Raw genomic sequence first — 20273 nt, 5'->3', positions numbered from 1 at the left:
TCTTGGTGGTTAAAATAATAGATGGCTGCGTTGCATTCAATCGCAATAGCCTGCTATTACTCAATTATGCGCCTTGCTCTCCAGCATTTTTCCTCAACAAGCCCTGATCACAATATTATGCGGAATGGGATTATTGGTAGCTTAAATATCGCGGCTTTAAACAAAAGTGATTAATTTTGGGTTTTAATGCCAACCTGCTAATATGCAAAAACAATTTAAAACGAACTAAGTAGTGATGGATAAAAAAACACAATCGGCAAGCAAATATGCAGTGCCTGCGCTTGATAAGGGGTTAGATATTCTTGAATATATCGTCACTCAAGAGCAGCCAAAATCACAAACTGAAATTGCGACTGCATTATCCCGTAGCGCGAATGAAATTTATCGAGTGTTAGTTGGACTAGAAGCGCGCGGGTATCTTATTCGGGATGAACTGTCAGGTAAATATAGTGCATCATTAAAAATCTATAACCTATCACGCAGAATATCGCCGCTACACAAAGTGGCAAAATGTGCTTTACCACATATGGAAGACTTTGCTTTTTCAACAGGTCACTCCTGCCATCTAAGCATGCTTTACCAAAGCCAAGCAATGGTCATTTTGCATGCTCGCAGCCATGGCCCTGTTTCCATTAGTATTGCAGAAGGTACGTTGTTCCCTGCCAGTGAAACCGTCTCAGGTCGTATATTACTAGCAAATAGTAATCCTGATGTGCAAGGGATGATTTTAGAGCGAGATGACAAATTTAATCAGATGAACAAAGAGGAAAAAGCAGAATTTCTAGCGCTCATTGATAGTGTTCGAGTAACGGGTATTGACTCAGCGCAAAACGAATTATCGGAAGGCATTAATAATTTTGCAGTGTTGATCGGAAAACCGAATGGATTAGTTGTCGCTTCGTTAACAGTTTCAACATTAAACTCAAATGGGGACGCCCCATCACAGGCATTAATCACTCATGCACAAACTATTGCCAACAAAATATCTGAGCAACTGCAATGTTAAATAAATATATACCAATCCGAATAAGTATCTCCTCTATCTTGTTGGTTAAACTAATAGATAGAGCAGCTATTTATTGAATTGCTATAAGCTCAAAAAAATAGGTACATAATGTAGAGAGTATACCCATGCAACTTATGCTGTAAGGCCAGCAATAAAAGATGAGATGCCGTTAACAATAGGCAAAGCAACTGGAGGTCACATGGATATATGTTTGAACGACCGAAGATTAGTTTTTCTCTCGAGTTAGTAATAGCCCCACTATGCGACTACAAATCCTTGGACAAATAACCACTACAGACGGATATTTAATACATATCTAAAGTCATTATAAAACCGTTTATTACTTAACTGAAAAATTGATAAATGAATGTATTGTTAAATAACGTGGCCAACATCAAACTCATCAACCAATTTAATTTACTATTTAACCAAATGCTATAGCATACAGAACCATATTGATGGAATAAATTAGCCCCTGCAATAAGAAAATATATTAACTCTATTTATGTGGTGTAAATTATGTTAACAAAATTAAAAATATCGACTCGAATTATAATATTAGCGCTGTTACCAACAATTGTTGCAGGCAGTTACTCTGTTAAATTTTTATTAGATTCATTAAATGAGCAGGCAAAATTAGAAAAAGTTGCAAGTGCAATGCTCTTAGCTCAAGAGGCTGGAAAAGTACTTCAGGAGCTGCAAACTGAACGTGATTTAACACAAGGCTTCATTAGTGGTACACCAGTAGGAAGTACAGGCAAAGGCTTTCAGTCTCAGTTAATTGCTCAACGTGCTACATTAGATAAGGTCCTTACTAACTATCAACACTATCAAGCTGCTAATAAGGAGGCATTAGCAGAATTGGGTATACAAAATAAATTTGATGCCTTTAATGACTACTTCTCATACCTCAAATCTGCTCGTTCCCATGCCGATAAATTAGAACTTTTTGATGCTGATAATATGCATGTTCTATGGCGTTATGGCTATATGAATACCGGATTAATTGAAACCATTGATGCGGTAGTTAAAATATCCGCAGGAAATCAGAAATTAAGTATATTAACAGGTACTTACTCCGCTTTTATCACTCTTAATAATCGTTTTTCAAGCGAACGAGGCAATGGTCTTGATGGGTTTTCCCGCGAAAATTTAGATTACAGTTCAATGGGAAACAATGTGGCTATTTTCCGTCAAATTGAAGATATGCAGCTACGTATATCAGCCTATGCACCTGAAAAAATATCAGACGCTTACTGGAATGGTTATTTACAATCAGACATCAACAAAAAACTTGATGCTATGCGCCGAGAAATGATGGGTATGGGCGAACGGCCTACAATATGACCCCAGAACGCTGGTTTGATTTAACAACTCAAAACATGTCTGAGTTGCATAAAGTGATCGTTTTGATCGAAGATAAAATTAAAAGTGAAGTGACAACCTCCTTAAAAGCCGCTTCTGATAAAGTATTGCTTAACCTTATTATATTAATAACAACGATAATTATCATCGCACTGATATCCTTTATTATTATAAAATCTATCATTCCCCCTCTCAAAGCTCTGGTCAACACCCTAAAAGAGGTATCAATCAGTAAAAACTTAACGCATAAGTTACCAAGTGAAGGTAATGATGAATTAACACATGTTGCCTTAGCATTTAATTCATTAATGCAAAGTTTTAGCCAAGCTATTGATAATGTGCAGGATGAAGTTAAAAATATTGCAAAACAATCCACTGATGTTTCCTACTCTACCGAGCAAAACCAAAAACTAGCTCACAGCCAAAACCAATCTACAGATACAATTTCGGTCGCAATTAATGAAATGGCGGCAACTATTCAAGAGGTAGCAGCATTGTCTCAAAATACAGCTGAGGTTGTAGGAAGAGCACATAAAAGCTCCATCGATAGTGCAGAAAAAGCAAGCCTGACTAAAGATATGATGGAAAATTTATTGCAAGAGTTATCAAATACAGAAACACAAGTATATCAACTCAACGATGAAACAGCAGAAATTAGCAATGTACTTTCCGTGATTCAGAGCATTGCTGAACAAACTAATTTATTGGCACTTAATGCAGCGATTGAAGCCGCACGAGCAGGAGAGCAAGGACGAGGTTTTGCAGTTGTCGCAGATGAAGTCCGCACTCTTGCGAGCAAAACACAAGAGTCAACACAGCAGATCCGTCAACAAATAGAAACATTACAAGCAGGCTCTAAAGCAGCAGCTACAAATATGATAGCTTTAAAAGAGCAAGGTACTGCAGCTGTAAAAGAAGTCGTAAACAGTGCAAAAGGTGTTGAATGCTTGCGTGAAGAACTTGATAATATTACTGCTATGTCGCAACAAATCGCTACAGCGGCCGAAGAACAGACAGTGGTAGCCGCTGAAATTAATGAAAGAATCCATAAGATTAAAGATGATACAGAGGCGCTTTTTCGTCATTCAGAAGCATCGACGCAGGCTTGTGTAAAATTAAAAGCAAGCGGTGATAAATTGAATGAATACGCACAAGAGTTCGACATATAAAACAGAGGCATTCCAGATTCTGTGTCATGGTTATTTATTAAATATCCAGCATGTCATTTTCATTAGGGAAGAGAGCAATTACGTATATTTATACGCATGAATATCTATTTTGTAGTGTTGATTAAAAAATCAAGGAGATGTTCTACCCACGTAGTAAAGATAATTAACTTTTGCCACGTGGGTGCTACTGTTATTCCTCTAGCTCTTCCCACATTTCAGGAAAATAACGATAAACACTGTGTCCGTATTTATCTAAACGAGCTTGCGCTTCAGCTAAGTAAGCAAGGCTTTGTGCTTTTGCTGCTTGTTGATTGCCAACCAGTAGTTCATAAGCGTTTTCAGATAATACGTTGCCGTCTTCATCTTTAATCACTAACTCTACTTCAAAGCTACCAAAGGCATTGTTAGGCAGTGTCCAGCTAATCTCTGCAAATTGCTCTGAACTATCTAATGCAACATCAACCTGTTTGCTACCTGCAACACCGGTTTCTTGACCTTCGTATAAGACTTTCCACTCCAGTGTTAGGTTGCTGTATTCGTATTGGTAATCATTGACTATCCAAATACCACCTTTGAACTCGCTACCTGCATCCCAACGACGTTTGTCGAAATGTAAGCTTGGTAGTAGTGGTTGGTAAGTACGTTTTAACCAATCAAAGGATGTTTTCTTCTTACCGTAGTAATCAACCACACCCCATTTGATGTCTGGCACATGAGTAATAAAGTGACAGATAGCAACACCACTCATTTTCGGTTTGCGACGACGGTAAGTTTCAAGTGCAAATTGGATAACCGTCCCCTGTGCGATTTGTGTCGCTTCTACAAACTCTTCTAATGAGTCCATTTTGTAATCACCGAATACTTCGTAGTTCAGGTTGATTAACATGTCGATATCAGCCCAGTGATATGCCCAACTTGGCCCCATTGGCCATAACTCATCTGCCGGGATGAATTTTTTCAGACTTTCAATGTTTGGCGCAGAAGCGGCGGTTAATTCAGGGATAATGGCACAATCAAGAGAGGGGTAGTACTCTTCCATGTACTCTTTACCACCTTGGTAGTAATGCTCATTGGCATGCATCGATTCATTCGGGCCAAAGCCCATGTTCTGCGCTGATTCTGAGCTCAGTGGTGAGGCTAAACCGTAAGGGATATTGGTGTAACCTTTTAAGGTTTCACCGATCACTTGCATGAGTTGTTTGTTACCACTCTCTTCATGCGCACCTGAGAAGAATACCTCTTCACCGCCCATCCAGAAAATTTGTGATGGGTGATTGCGACGCTCTTTGACGGTTGCCACACATTCATGTAACACCCCATCTACAAAGGCTTGCTCTTTCGGGTAAGCCTGTGTTGCCAGTGTGAAGTTAGTCCAAACGGTGATACCTAATTCATCACAGATACGGTAGAAATCAGGGACTTCTGGTGGATGCCAGCCGAAGATACGCAGGTTATTGATGTTGGCTTCTTTAACCATTGCGAGGCGATCTTCATATTTTTTCAGGCTGTTACGACCGTAGAAGAATGAAGGTTGGCCACCCCAACAAGCAGAACGTAAGAAGTGCTTGTTGCCATTGATGATAAATGTCCATGGGAATTCATTATCATAACCTGGGTTGAAGTCCATTGTGACTTCACGAAGGCCGATCACCTCCTGCATGTTATCTAAAATGGCATCACCCTGTTTTACTTCAAGGTCAAGGGTATAGAGATTTTGTGCGCCCATATCCCACGGCCACCAAAGTGCAGCATCTTCAACATTGATAGTGGTGCTAATTTGGCTCTCACCTGCTGGCACGTTAACTTCCACTTCAAAGTGCACAGCGGCTGTTGCACGGTTTTTACCCTGTAAAACACCAGCCAGTGTAACTTTTTGTGTGCTATCGCTATGGCTTACCATATCTACCGTTAATGCAACTTGTGCATTATCTTGGTTTTGTAAACGCTCAACCGTTACATCGGTGCGAATGCTATCGATGCGAACCTGCTCTGTTGCTTCGATGCGCACTGGACGCCAAATACCAAATGGCACAAGACCTGAGAAGTAATCACCAGAGAAATTAACTTTTGTACCGCCACAGTTACGGTAGTTTTTAGGTGGCGGATCTAATTTCACCATCAACATGTTGGAGCCACCGCGCCAGTCTGCCCAGCTCGCAATGTCAGTAATATCAAATTCAAACGCTGAGAACATCCCTTCATGACGCCCTAAATGCGTGCCGTTTAACCAAACGTCACAGCTGTAATCAACACCTTCAAAGATAAGGCGAATTTTTTTGCCTTTCATCTCTGCAGGTACTTCAAAACGGTGACAGTACCAGAACTCATATTCTGCCGCCCATTTAGCACGGTGCATATTACGACCAAACAGGGGATCCGCAATTTCGTTCGCGCGGTGTAAATCTGTGTAGACATCACCCGGCACGCTGCCGAAGTTCCAGCTAAAGTGAGTACCTTGGTACTCGGCTGGCAGTAGGTGTAACCCCTCTTTTTCACCTTGGCCTGGGCGCATGCGCTCCATCTGCCAACGGCAACCACTTAGATCAACTGTTTTTCTTGTCATACCACCCTCACTTAAACATCAAAATAGATTCATATAGAAATAACACATTCTTATATGAATATTTTATTCCTATGTAACTTAAAGTAAATCGTTGTTATTGCATAAAATAGAGAGGGGACACACTTTTTAATGAATATTATTAGAGTCTATGTAATACCATTGCGCATAAGAAAATTCTTGTCGCTTTTATTTACCTACAAAAAAAGCACTAAACGCTTTCGCGTGTAGTGCTTCATATGACGTTTATGCCTTTATATAAAAGCAGTTGTCAACTTATCATTAGACTATTTTACATCACCGTAACGTCTTTCATAAAGCGAGACATTAACCTCTTTCGCTGCATTAATGAGTGGCAAATAAGGCGTATCTGTAATGCTGACAAAACCGACATTGTAGTTTTCCCCATCCCAAGCACGCCCTGTTACTGGCGAATCAACATATTGGAACCAATGCGCACCAACGAAGTATGGGTTATCAATAATACTCTGCATATATTTAGCGTAAGCTTTACCACGATCTGCTTGGCTATCCACACTTAACAAACCTGGATGGAACATACCAGAATCAAGTGAACCAAAGTGGAATTCACCGATGATACTTGGCTTATCTAATTCAGGTAAACGACTCCAATCCCCTTTTGACTCAAGATCCGTTGCATATAAGTTGTAGCTCATCACATCAACATATTTTGCCGCCGCTTTTGCCGCTTCAGGCGTAATACCCCAATCTGAGAATCGTGAACCAAGGTTCATATGATTCGGCATCACTTTTTCCATCTCAATACTTACAACTTTGAAGTATTGATCAGCAAATAGGTACAGCAGATCACTTAAATCCGCTTTAACGTTTTCAGTGAACTCTCCTTGGTAGTTAAAGCCCTTAGCAAATGTTTCCCAAGAAGCAATATCGGTTCCCCAAGCACTATTTAGCTTAGCGATAGAGCCATATTTACCTTTTAAGAATTTATCAAATGCAGCTTTAGTTGGACTATCAGCAGCCGATCCACGCAAGCCAGACAAAGCTAAAGCAAAATGGTTTGCATCAAAGACGGTGTTACCCCAGCTCAGCTCATTATCAACAAAGTAACCGATACAGAATGGGTCATTTTTCACCTCTCCTGATACTTTCTTAGCCATTGTTGCGACAGACTGGCGGAAGTTTGCATCAAAGGGATCATGCATTGGTCCCCAATAATCATTACCAGTATCAATACGCTTATGGTTACCAATAATCCAACCATGTGCAGTGTAAGGAATTTTACCATTACCGTAAAAACTTGGATCCGACCAGTTACCTAATGATGTAAAGCCCCAATCAGTCATACGAGCAAGGGTACTGTCCTGCCAAATATCCAATGCTTTAGCACGATCATCTGTCTCATATTTACGCATTAAATTAGCGCCATAGAAACTAAATATTTCACCATGATCAAGTGGCCCAGTATGAATCATCTCAGTGTAATTATAATTTTGCGCTAGTGGAGCATCATAATCAGGCAACCATGTAAACATACCATGACGTAATGGAGAAAGCTCAGTACGCGGCTCGGTATTTTCGTTATAAGGTTGATCTGAAACTTCACTCGGGCGTAAGTTATCCGTTGAAACTTCAGCAATACTGGCTAGCCCCATCCCCGTTGTTGTGTACAGATCATCCATACGGATATTATCAAGACCTGTCGCAAAATAGAGGTAACCCTCGGGATCAACGATTGACCATTTATCGCCAACTTTTTCAGTGCGGAAATAGCCTGTTCCCTTTAATTTCGGACCTTTAGCCCAACCACCAAAGCGTGAACGGTCACTGAGCGGTTTCGCAGAATCAATCAGTTTGAGAGCCGTTTTACCCTGCTCTACTAACTGTGCTTCTGAGGTTACTTTTGTAGGCCATGTTTCATCAATATACTGACCAAATTGATCAATTAACCCTACATAACGTGCAGTGTCATTACTTAAATTAGGAATCAAGCGTAGATTATCATAAACAATAGTTGCTTCATTTTGCGGGTTCATCATATACAGCTGTATACTACTGATATTAGAGATATCAAGGCCGCTTTCACCCCAACCAAATACCACCTGTGTAGCACTAAACTCTTTCTTAGGTGGCTCACCACGCATACCTGAGTTCATCGCTTCAGCAACATCTTTCAAGGTGAAATAGTAGGTATCTGAAGAGTTAGGAGGTAGTTGCACATAACCGGTACGACTGTGCACAACACCCGTCGCCTTGCCACCTAATTTTTCATCAGCATCATCATCTACACGTAAAAATACTTGCGCACCTTTATCGCCTATATTTTTAGCATCAAATGCAAAAGCGACATCCCCATATTTTGACCAATCCCATACTTTGCCAACACCAGGAGAAAACTTGATCGTTGGGTAGGATTCTTCAATACCGTATGCAACTTGAACCGCATGATCACCACCATCCGTTACCTCTGTAACAGTTGTACCAAGGGATAATTCAACCAGATCATCTGCTGAATTTTCAAAATCGGTTAAACTCAATACGGTTGCAATGGAGGTTTCTTTTACAACATCTGTTCTTGCCTCAGAAACAACAAAATCACCCGTTCTGTCAATATAATCGATAGCGTGAACAATCACCTCTTGCTTGCCCGTTGGCCCTACAGAATAAAACTGAAATTCAACAATATTTTTTAAATCAAGCTCACTACCACCACGGTAGCCTTCGATATTCATCTCTAACCCATTGAACAAGAAATCAACAGTTTTTGTTTTTCCAGCATCAATATAGATAGGAAGATCCAACTGATGCGTCGCCGCTCCCATTGAACCAATTGCATCAACTACTTTCATCTCGATGCGAACCTGCTCATTACCAGGGTTTTCTAATTTTAGCTTTAACCCACCTTTAGTATTCCAATCATAGCTACCAGCAACAGGGCGGAACTTCATATTAGGCCACTTTGAATTTTTCTCCGCTTCGGTGATCTCATCAAATGTAATTTTGAGTGCTTCTCCTACAACTTCATAGGAAGTATGAGTATTCTCCGTTTTTGCTAAAAAAGCCGCTTCAGATAAAACAATATCAACGGCTGCACTGGTCATATCCGTCTCAGCAGTTTGGGCTGCATTCGATGGTTCCTTCCCATTATCAGTATTAATAGAACAGCCGACAATTAAGGTGGCAGATATCATAGCAAGTACGATTGCATTCTTTTTTAAATACACAGGTGTCTCCTTTTAATCACAAAAAAAGTCAACCAAAAATAACAACAGGTTGACGTATTCAGGCAATTCTACATACCAATACGAAAAATTTAGTGATCAATACAGAAAATTTAACGTTCATTTTGTTATCTAGACTAATAAATAGAGAAAACAGCAAAATAAACACTTTAAAAACAGCAAGATAGATAATAAGAAAAATAAAGTGATCTTGATAGCAATTTATAACATTGGTAGGGACAACAGTCATTATGATGAGAAATAAGCGAGGATAAGCAAACTATTATTAACTAAAAAGGGGCAACAATTGAGTGTAATAAAGTAGATTATAACACTCAATTAGGCACTGAAAATCAATCGAATAGCACTTTAGGAATTTTAATGATCGCTTTCTTTACTTTCTCAGGTTTATCAATAGCGCAGAGCGGTCTATGCAGCTGATTTGGATAAAATATAGCAAAATCACCCGCATATAGATTAACAAATTGTTCATTTTCGACATCATCAAAAAATGTTACATCATTCTCTAAGGAGGTTAATGCAGCGCTGTTTTCGTCAAGTGAATAAGAGTAACCAATCGCTTCACTCCCCTGTAAAACCACCTGCACATCAATATAAGCCTTATGGATTTCAGAGCGACGTTGTTCACGTAACTCAGTTTCACCATGGGCAACGATCACAAAGGCGTTTGCCGCAGATAGTGGGTATTTACCATCACTTTTACCTTCAACTAGCGCCAGCGCCTCTTTAATCAAAGCGACCAATTCATTGCTTGCATAGCTAAGCATGCTTAGCTTTTGAACATTACCAAATAACATATAATTACATCCTTAATTTCAATTATAAAAAACCTTACCCTTAGCACATCACATTAAACATTATATTTAATGGTGACAACACAGCAAACACCATCTGGTTTACCAAAATAGGCGCGAAGCAGTACTTTCAATGCTAACAGGAAAACCAATTACAACCAATAGATTCAATAGCGGAAAATGATAAATACTCAACAAAAAACAGAAAAATCACACAAACAGTTACAAATCAGCAACATAAGAGCAACGACTAGTGTTATTTCGTTCATGTGACAATATTTATTTGTGCGACAAATCACTATCTGCACAACTTCTTTCTGTAAAAATGCACTCTTCAATTGCCTTAAAGGCAATATTGGTTTACCTTTCCTCCTAATGTCAATTTTTATATTGGAGAAAAGCATGACAACAGAAAAAAAGCTCAGTCTTGCAAGCTTACGTGCAATAGAGCGAGGTTACGATAACCGTGGCCCAGATTGGATGGTAGAGTTTGATGTAGTTGAGCTTAAAGGTGACTTTGCTTATCAAGAGGGCGTTATTCGTCGCGATCCGACTGCTGTTATCAAAGTTGATGGCTTATATCACTGCTGGTACACAAAAGGAGAGGGTGAAACAAAAGGCTTTACCGGTAATATAGAGGATAAAGTCTTTCCATGGGATAAAACGGAAGTTTGGCATGCAACCTCTGAAGATAAAATAACATGGAAAGAGCAAGGCCCTGCCGTGCAAGCAGGTGAAGCAGGTAGTTACGATGACCGCGCAGTATTTACCCCCGAGGTGTTAGAGCATGAAGGTAAGTTTTACCTGGTTTATCAAACGGTAAAATCTCCTTACACCAATCGTCAGTATGAAGAGATTGCAATGGCATGGTCTGATTCGCCATTTGGCCCATGGGAAAAATCACCAGAGCCTATTCTGAGCCCAGCAAGAGATGGTCAATGGGACGGGGATGAAGATAATCGTTTCCACGTAAAATCAAAGGGTAGCTTTGATAGCCATAAAGTACACGATCCTTGCTTAATGTTTTTTAATAACCAGTTTTTCCTTTATTACAAGGGAGAAACAATGGGTGAAGAGATGAACATGGGCGGCCGTGAAATAAAACATGGTGTGGCAATCGCTGATAATATCCATGGACCATATATAAAATCAGAATATAACCCTATCTCTAATTCAGGACATGAAGTTGCTGTATGGCACCAAAATGGGGGTATCGCTTCATTAATTACTACCGATGGACCTGAAAAAAATACAATCCAATGGGCAAAAGATGGCATAAACTTTGAAATCATGTCGCACATAAAAGGTGCGCCAGAAGCACTCGGTATTTTTAGAGAGGCAGATGAAGGAAGTTTTGCAAATCCAGGGTTAAACTGGGGTGTTTGTCATAAATATGACCCTTCATGGAACTGGAACTATATTTGTCTATACACCATAAAACGTCAGATTCTTAGTTCAGGCACTTTCCAAAATAGTAATTAAATAAACCACACTACCCTGCTGGTATAGCCCCGACAAATGTTTGCTTGGGGCTATTATTTTTAGCGAATACATTCTATTACTAACACAACTCAGCTTTAAAAGGTTATATAATGAATACGCCTATCTCCCCAAGAATAACAACACTATTTAATAAAAACTGGCAATTTCAGTTAGCGCGAGATGAACAGCGTTCTGACTGGCACACTGTCACCCTACCGCATGACTGGAGTATTTTAGAGCAGTTTTCTGAGCAATGGGATGGCGCGACAGGATACCTTCCTGGTGGAATGGGGACTTATAAAAAAGAGTTTACAAATCCTCTATCAGCAGATAATCAACACGCGTACCTTGAGTTCGATGGCATATACAACAATGCAACCATTTATCTCAACGACCAAAAAATACATTTTCAGGCGAATGGTTATGCCCCCTTTGTGCTTGATATTACCCCTTTTTTAAGTGCAGAGAATACCCTAACAATAGAGGTTGACCGTCGCCGTTATGTTGACTCGCGTTGGTATACCGGTTCAGGTATCTACCGTGATGTCCACCTACATATCACCAACCAGATTCATGTGCCTATTTGGGGGAGCGTGATCACCACTCAGCTGAATGAAGATAATACAGCGGAGGTAACAGTAGACTTATCACTGACCGGTTTACCTTGCAATCAAGAAACAGCTGCTCAGGTAGCAACAACTATCTCTTCTGTCGACTCTGGTGCATTAATACAAGAAAATATTTACAACACAACGCTCAGTGGAAATAAAGCACAAGTCACAATAGAGCATACAATCAATGAAGCTAAAAAATGGCACCCTGACACACCGCATCTGTATCAGCTTAACGCAAAGGTCATCGTTGATAATCAAGTTGTCGACTGTGTAACAGATACTTTTGGGGTTAGAAAAATAGCTTTTTGCAAAGACAATGGCTTTAGTATTAATGATCAACTGACACCAATAAAAGGGGTCTGCCTCCACCATGATGGTGGCTTGGTTGGGGCAGCAGTGCCCGATGAAGTTTGGGTGCGACGCCTCAATAAACTTAAAGCTTGTGGTGTAAACGCTGTACGTATCGCACATAATCCAGCCTCTAAACGCTTATTAAATTTATGTGATAGGCTTGGTGTATTAGTACAAGATGAATTTTTTGATGAATGGGATTTCCCTAAAGATAAGCGTTTAAATATGAATGACCAACACGATGATTTCATCAGTCGTGGCTATACTGAGCATTTTCAAACAGACGCCGAGAAAGATCTCAAAAACACACTAAAAAGCCATATTAACCACCCCTCTATCTTTATGTGGAGTATCGGTAATGAGATTGAGTGGACCTACCCACGTAACGTTGAAGCAACAGGATTCTTTGATGTCAGCTGGGATGGTAACTACTTCTGGAGCCAGCCACCTCACTCCCCCAAGAAAATTAAAAACCTGCTGGACACGTTACCTGAACATCAGTACAACATTGGTAAAACCGCGCAAAAACTAGCTAAATGGGTTAAGGAGCTAGATACAACACGCCCTGTTACCGCGAACTGTATCTTGCCCTCAACAAGTTATCTGTCGGGATATGCAGATGCATTAGACGTTATTGGTTTTAGCTACCGACGAGTTATTTATGATTATGCACACCAACACTATCCGAATCTGCCCATTATTGGTAATGAAAATTTATCGCAATGGCATGAATGGAAAGCGGTCAGTGAACGCCCATTTGTCAGCGGATTATTTTTATGGACTGGCGTTAATTACATGGGTGAAACACATGGGCAGTGGCCAACAAGAACAACGGATAGTGGGTTACTTGATGCGGCTGGATTTGAAAAATCTTCATTTTATCTGTTCCAATCACTTTGGTCAGATGAGCCGATAGTTCATATGACCACCATCCCAGCAAAAGAGCGCGAGATCGATTTTGATATTAAAACCTATCATGCGCAGGAGAGCGATCCAGACGCATGGGAGCAAAAATTATGGGTATGGCCAGAGTCAAATCAGCATTGGAACTATCAAAAGGATGAATTAATTCTTATTGAAGCGGTCAGCAATTGTGAAACGTTAACGCTATTTATTAATGGACAAAGTTATGGCTCACGTTTATTAACTGAACAAAAAGATCGTACTTTCCGCTGGGTGGTTCCATTCGTAGAAGGGAAAATTGAGCTGATAGGTTATGATCAAGATAAAATAAGAGCCACACAATCACTCACCACTTCAGGTGCGATCAGTGATATATCAGTTAAAGATGAATCAGCGAACAATGAGCAATACAAGCAACTTGTAATACAGCTCATGGACTTTAATGGTGTGCCGATAAAACATCAACAGCAGAGATTAACTTTCCAACTAAGTGGCGATATCACCTGGGTTGGTGCCGATAATGGTTCAATTAAAAACAGTGCTGCACATGGCAATCATTGGATCCAAACAAAGGAGGGGAGAGCTCTCGCTATTGTCAAGGTTTTACCTGGACAAAAGGGAGAATTAACAGTTTCACTTGAGGACACTCAAAACTCTATGTCAGGGCAATATAGCCAAACTATCTCCCTTTCCACCTCACTTTAAGTTTATTGGACACAACAAGCGAGCCATCCCTTAAAAAGGGGATAGCTCGCTTGATATTATCTCCTCCGCTGAAAAAGTTTCCTCTGCGTAAGCCACTGTTTGATTAAAAGACTGGCTGGCAGTATGGAGTAAGAATAGAAGGTAGTAATTTGAAATAGCGCGCTATATTCAATCGCAATACTATGGTAATACCAATCCGCATAAGTATCTGATCATCTTGTTGGTTAAAAATAATAGAAAGCTGCGTTGCATTCAATCGCAATAGCCTACTATTACTCAATCATGCGCCTTGCTCTCCATCATTTTTCCTCAACAAGCCCTGATACAATATTATGTGGAATGGCATAAAAACAAAAAAACCGAGAATAATCTCGGTTTTTTTACTTAAATAGAAAGTCTATTATGCGTAGTTAACGTAGAATGTTTTCTTCTCTAAATACTGTTCAAAACCGTATTTACCATCTTCACCACCCGTACCACTTAGTTTATAACCGTTGTGGAAGCCTTGGTGCTGCTCTCCATGGCCTCTATTTACATAGATTTCGCCACTTTCAAGCTCATGCGTTAAACGGTAAACATATTTCATGTTTTTCGTGCAGATCATTGTCGCTAGGCCATACTCACTATCATTAGCATACCCAATCACTTCTTCAAATGTCGCAAACTTAACAACAGGCAAAATTGGACCAAACGCTTCCTCATGAACAATTGTCATATCTTGCGTTACATCTGTTAAGATAGTTGGTTCAAACCAGAAACCTTTATCAAACTCACCACCAGTGATGCGGTTACCGCCAAATAGAACTGTAGCGCCCTCTTTTTTAGCTTGTTCAACTAACTCGACCATATGTTCAAGTTCACGTTTGTTCACTTTCGGGCCCATATCAGACTCAGCATCCATTGGGTTACCCACTTTAAGCGCCTTCACTTTAGCCATGAAGATTTCCATGAACTGGTCATAGACAGAAGCGTGTACATACATGCGCTCATTACAAGTACAAACTTGACCACAGTTATCAAAACGAGAATGTAATGCAGCCGCAGCAGCTTGCTCTAAATCCGCATCTTCCATAACAATAAACGGTGCTTTACCACCTAACTCAAGCTGTACGTGAGCCATGTTATTCGCTGTTGATTTAATGATTTGTTGACCAACAGGTGTTGAACCCGTCATTGTCACCATATTCGTGTATTTATGACCTGTTAATGCACCACCTAAACTAGCACCACCACCTGTTACAATGTTTAAAACACCTGCAGGGATACCTACTTTTTCAGCGATATAACCAAGTTCAAGTGTTGCTAAAGGTGTTTCAGAAGTTGGTTTTACAACAATCGTATTACCCGCTACCAGCGCAGGTCCAATTTTACGACCCGCTAACGCAAATGGGAAATTCCATGCTGTAATTGCAACAACAACACCACGTGGAATTTTTTGAATCCAGATATGCTCATCTTCATTATCAGATTGAACAATATCACCATCCATTTGCCGCGCCCAATCACATGCATACTCAATAAATGATGCCGCAACGTCCACCTCACCAAGTGCAACTCGGAGTAGTTTACCTTGCTCTGTAACGAGTAACTCAGCTAAGCGTTCTCTGTTGTTACGGATCTCTTGTGCAAATTTACGCATTAACTCCGCACGGTAGCGAGCAGTCGTTCGTTTCCACTCAGATTGAGCACGTTTAGCCACGCTCAATACATGATCAGCATCTAAAGCATCACCGTCTTGAATTTCAGCAACAACCTCTTCAGTAGACGGGCTTATTACTGTGTCAATTTTTCCATTTTTAGCATCGATCCACTTTCCATCGACATACATCTGATAACGTTTCATTTTTACTCCATCATAATCGCTGTTAATTTAAGTTTATAAACCATTTAAATCTATCAAACGGCAATTGGTTTACCGCATTGTAGCAAACATTAAACCAATTACTATGTGATAAGCATCAAATAAAAACCATATGTAGTAAAAAATCCACTATATATTACTCGATTTTTCATCACTAAATATCTGAAGCAAAAAACAGATCATCTAAATCCACATCTTCATCATAGGCACTGGCTATTTTCATCAGCTCTTGCCTACTATTTTCTATATGCTGCCATACCGCTTGTTTCGCATCTTCAGGAGAGCGCCTTTGTAAGGCAACTAATATTCTTTTATGATCATTAATCCATTGTGCTTGCAACTTCTCTTCATGCAGATACTTTGTATTAAGCTGTAACCACAAAGGATTTGTTACCCGTACATTTTTCCACATTTCTGCGGCTTGTTGAATAAGCACTCGATTCTGAGTCGATTCTGATATTAACTGGTGAAATTTTTGATCTAATTTTTCAAACTTTTTGCTATCACCATTAATCTCATTTTGTTGTAAGGTCAATACCTCCTTCAATTCTCTAAGCTCAGTTGGTTTAATTTGAGTCGCAGCAAAAGAGGCAATATTACTTTCAACTATCTGCCTTGCTTGTAATAATTCAAATGGTCCAATATCATTTTCAAGCGAGCCTAATCTCGGTATACTCGACTGAATGTTTTCTTTGAAGAAAATGCCCGAGCCCTGTTTAACCGAAACCAGTCCCTTCAGCTCCAACATAATAATCGCTTCTCGAATTGTTGCACGGCTAGTATCAAACCTTTCACTCAGTTCTCGCTCGGATTGCAACCTCTGCCCCACTTTGAAGACACCAGAGTAGAGCAGCTCTTCTATCTGTGTGCCAATCTCAAAGTAACGTCTTTTTGAACTTAAATTTCCCATAAATACCTCTATTACCAATCATCAACCAATATACCGTAAAAAGGGGTTAATTGCCGACCAAAATTGATGTTTTTGCGTTATGAAGCGCTGAAACAGCTATTTTGTTGATCTTAAATAAAATACAAACATAAAAAATAGGTCAAAAAAACAAAATAAAAAGGGGTGAAAGAGCAGTGGACAGCGGTAAATAACAAAAGCCACTAATTATTAGAGGCGTTAATCACGATTTAAGAGGAAATTAAATTCAAAAGACACCCATACCAATTTAGGCGATTAATTGACCTATGTTGATTGATATATTAATACATCCATACTTAAATACCATTCCGCATAATACTGTGGTCAGGCTTGTTGAAGAAAAAGGATGCAGTGCAAGGCGCATGATTGAGTAATAGCGAGATCAGATACTTATGCAAATTAGTATTAATGGTTATGATTACAATAAATAGTTATTCTATTTTACTGGTTAAAACAGCATTAAATTTAATGTGGTTGAATAGTTACTTACCGATTGCATTAATTGATGTAGTCGATATAAAACACGAACAAAAATAGGTTGCATAAAAAAACCTCGCGATTGCGAGGTTTTTAGTGGTAGATAAAAAGAGGTTAAGCAACCGCTAATAAATTAACCATTGCTAATACATAAACCATCTTCACTAAATACATAAAAATCGTTAACACTTAAGGTCAATTCAATCTCTTCAAATTCAACGACCTCTTTATCACCGGGGTGATGTACAACAAATCCAGATTGTTTTGCAAACTGACCAACAGATAAGTGCTGTTACCTAAACGTTCAACAACCTCACTTTGGAATTTAATAGTAATTTCACCTTCACCGTCCATATAAATATGCTCAGGACGAATACCAATTTTCACTTTTTCGCCGAGAGTAATGTTTTCAAGGTTTTTGATAGTAATCGGGATAATCTGATCATCCCCTAGTTTAACTGTTAACGTTTCCCCCTCTTTTGTAACAACATCAACATCAATAAAGTTCATTCGTGGTGAACCAATAAAGCCAGCAACAAAGGTATTAACGGGTTTATTGTATAACTCAAGTGGCGAGCCATATTGCTCAATTCTACCATCTCGTAGTACCACAATTTTATCAGCAAGCGTCATCGCTTCTACTTGATCATGTGTTACATAAACCATTGTTGTATCGATTTCGTGGTGCAAACGTGCGATTTGTAGACGCATCTCAACACGCAGCTCAGCATCAAGGTTAGAAAGTGGCTCATCGAATAAGAAAGCGCTTGGTTTTCTTACGATTGAACGTCCGATTGCAACACGTTGCCTCTGGCCACCAGACAACTCTTTAGGGCGACGATCTAACAAAGCTTCAAGTTGTAACGTCTTAGCAGCAAGCTGAACCTGTTTTTTAACTTCGGCTTTTGACATACCATTCATGCGTAAACCAAATCCCATATTCTCTTCTACCGTCATATGAGGGTATAACGCGTAGGATTGGAATACCATAGAGACACCACGCTCCGATGGCTCAACATTATTAACTAGCTTGTCGCCAATATAAATTTCACCATCAGAAATTGTTTCTAAGCCTGCGATCAAACGTAGTAAAGTAGACTTACCACAACCAGAAGGACCAACAAAAACAACAAATTCACCGTGTTTGATATCTAAATCAACTCCATGGATAGTCTGAACTTTTCCAAATCTCTTCTTTACGTCTCTGAGTGTTATATCTGCCATTTCATTTAGCCTTAATATTTGAGGGAACCTATTTATCAACCAAACTACCTCAAAAAATCATTATTGGTAAATGAATTTTAACTGTTTGAGTAAGGAATGTGATTTAATTCATAATTTAAGTTTATTTCATTCACTTTTAATACGTCGAGTCACTTAATTTGAGCCCAATCACATTCTCTTTCGCGGAAAGTTGTTAACCTTAGCAAAAATTTGGTAAGCCAATTTTTATAGTGACACTCACAACAACCAAAAACTTCCAGCGCCACTATTTGGTTCTGGGTTAATAAAGGATGGTAAAAATGAAACTCAATAAATTAGCTATGTTCACTGCTTTAGCACTCTCCACTTCTGCATTTGCTGCAAAAGTAGAACTTGAGGTGGCAAGTTGGAAAGGAGCCGGTACTGAAGTTGCTAACTTCCCAGTACTCATTAAAAAATTCGAACAAGAAAACCCAGATATCAAAGTTAAATTAAACTATATGTCACGTAATGATATGGTAACAAGTATCCCTGCACGCTTCCAAGCAGGAACTCCTCCAGATGTGATCATGGTTGACCAAGATTTCATCACTCACTGGGGTGGTAATGGCCAGCTGATGGATATTGGTGACCAATCTTTTGTATCACGCATCCAACCTGATTTACGCCCTTACTTAGGTCTTGATGATAAAACTTATTATGCAATGCTGCAAATATCAGGAATGGGTGTATATGTAAATGATGACCTGTTCGCTAAAGCTGGTATAAAAGCTTATCCAGAAACGATTGCTGACTTCACAGCTGCTTGTGATACGTTAAATGCTAAAGGCATTCAACCTTTGGTACTACCAGCGAAGCAATGGCGGTTGGACTCCATATATCTTTTTCTTAGCAATGGGTCTTGCTGATGGTGACGTGCCAAGCCAAGATCGCCTAGCTAAATTCAACAACGGTGATATCAAATTTGCAGATGACGCAGCAATGAAAGCGGCATTTGAATCATTCCGTAAATTGATTGACGCAAAATGTTTTGATCCTAAAATCTCTGCTGGTACGGATCCATGGTCTGTTGGTCTAACGACATTCCAATCAGGTCGAGTTGCGATGTTACCACAAGGTCTATGGAATATAACTCCATTTATGAACGACTCTTTACCAGAGAATTTTTCTGTTCACCCATTCCCATCGGCAACAGGCTCATCGGGCGTTACATTAGATTACATTGGTCCAGGTTGGGCAATTCCAACAGCTGCTAAAGATGTTGATGCAGCTAAAAAATGGATTGATTTCTGGACTCACGATCAAAATCTTAAAGTATTCTTAGAAGCAGATACAGGCCTAACGTCACTTGCAGGTGGTACTTCTGGTTTACCTGAATCTGTAGCGGGTGATTACCTTAAAGCTCGTGATGGATTACATTATGTCACCTTCCCTGTTGGCGCTTTACCTGTAGATTTAACACGAGACATGGTAAATGATATCGTATCGTTCATGTTGGACCCGAACAAGATTACAATGTAATCTTAAAACGTTGGGATGAGATAGTGAAAAAAGATATAGCTAAACGCTAAATCTGTCGGCAGCTAAGCACGCTTAGCTGCCTTTAACTTAGTTATTATTATTAAAAAGGTAAA

Annotated in this window: 11 protein-coding genes and 1 pseudogene; 6 read left to right on the top strand and 6 right to left on the bottom strand. The window is 39.6% G+C overall.

The annotated features are described in order from the left end of the window. The first annotated feature begins 235 nt into the window (after positions 1-235). From AB2N10_RS14600 to AB2N10_RS14590, 3 genes are all read left to right on the top strand, one after another. Complete coding sequence (locus AB2N10_RS14600) at positions 236-1006, top strand: IclR family transcriptional regulator (RefSeq protein ID WP_354623098.1); 771 nt, start codon at positions 236-238, stop codon at positions 1004-1006. A 519-nt stretch (positions 1007-1525) separates the two neighbouring features. After that, positions 1526-2353, top strand: coding sequence for a nitrate- and nitrite sensing domain-containing protein (locus AB2N10_RS14595; protein WP_369434021.1), 828 nt, complete (start codon positions 1526-1528; stop codon positions 2351-2353). Beyond that, complete coding sequence (locus tag AB2N10_RS14590; RefSeq protein WP_369434020.1) at positions 2350-3540, top strand: methyl-accepting chemotaxis protein; 1191 nt, start codon at positions 2350-2352, stop codon at positions 3538-3540. The genes AB2N10_RS14595 and AB2N10_RS14590 overlap by 4 nt, the downstream gene beginning before the upstream one ends. 190 nt (positions 3541-3730) lie before the next feature. Here the strand turns inward: AB2N10_RS14590 and AB2N10_RS14585 are convergent, their stop codons facing one another. From AB2N10_RS14585 to AB2N10_RS14575, 3 genes are all read right to left on the bottom strand, one after another. After that, positions 3731-6103: a glycoside hydrolase family 2 protein gene (locus tag AB2N10_RS14585; RefSeq protein ID WP_369434019.1), complete on the bottom strand. Its 2373-nt coding sequence runs from the start codon at positions 6101-6103 to the stop codon at positions 3731-3733. Between the two features lie 284 nt (positions 6104-6387). Further along, on the bottom strand, positions 6388-9303 hold the full coding sequence (locus AB2N10_RS14580) for a beta-galactosidase (RefSeq protein ID WP_354623094.1): 2916 nt from the start codon (positions 9301-9303) through the stop codon (positions 6388-6390). Positions 9304-9653: 350 nt separating this feature from the next. After that, entirely contained in the window at positions 9654-10118 is a 465-nt protein-coding gene (locus AB2N10_RS14575) for a YhcH/YjgK/YiaL family protein (RefSeq protein WP_354623092.1), read from the bottom strand. Between the two features lie 399 nt (positions 10119-10517). On the opposite strand from AB2N10_RS14575, the gene AB2N10_RS14570 reads away from it, so the two are divergent. Both AB2N10_RS14570 and AB2N10_RS14565 read left to right on the top strand, forming a co-directional pair. Beyond that, on the top strand, positions 10518-11597 hold the full coding sequence (locus tag AB2N10_RS14570) for a family 43 glycosylhydrolase (protein ID WP_354623091.1): 1080 nt from the start codon (positions 10518-10520) through the stop codon (positions 11595-11597). Between the two features lie 110 nt (positions 11598-11707). Further along, positions 11708-14170 (top strand): glycoside hydrolase family 2 TIM barrel-domain containing protein, encoded by a 2463-nt coding sequence (locus tag AB2N10_RS14565; protein WP_354623090.1) that lies wholly within the window; start codon positions 11708-11710, stop codon positions 14168-14170. Between the two features lie 400 nt (positions 14171-14570). Here the strand turns inward: AB2N10_RS14565 and aldA are convergent, their stop codons facing one another. From aldA to AB2N10_RS14550, 3 genes are all read right to left on the bottom strand, one after another. Continuing rightward, entirely contained in the window at positions 14571-16013 is a 1443-nt protein-coding gene (gene aldA, locus AB2N10_RS14560) for an aldehyde dehydrogenase (protein WP_354623089.1), read from the bottom strand. Positions 16014-16185: 172 nt separating this feature from the next. Continuing rightward, complete coding sequence (locus AB2N10_RS14555) at positions 16186-16941, bottom strand: FCD domain-containing protein (protein ID WP_354623087.1); 756 nt, start codon at positions 16939-16941, stop codon at positions 16186-16188. 690 nt (positions 16942-17631) lie between these two features. Beyond that, on the bottom strand, positions 17632-18660 hold the full coding sequence (locus AB2N10_RS14550; RefSeq protein ID WP_369434018.1) for an ABC transporter ATP-binding protein: 1029 nt from the start codon (positions 18658-18660) through the stop codon (positions 17632-17634). A gap of 290 nt (positions 18661-18950) precedes the next feature. Between AB2N10_RS14550 and AB2N10_RS14545 the strand changes: the two are divergent. Then, positions 18951-20160 (top strand): annotated as a pseudogene (locus AB2N10_RS14545) (ABC transporter substrate-binding protein). Positions 20161-20273 lie beyond the last annotated feature (113 nt).

The organism is Psychromonas sp. MME1 (assembly GCF_041080865.1).
In the GTDB taxonomy this organism is placed as follows: domain Bacteria; phylum Pseudomonadota; class Gammaproteobacteria; order Enterobacterales; family Psychromonadaceae; genus Psychromonas.
The sequence above is the reverse complement of the archived record's forward strand: the minus strand, read 5'-3'. Positions and strand labels throughout refer to the sequence as shown.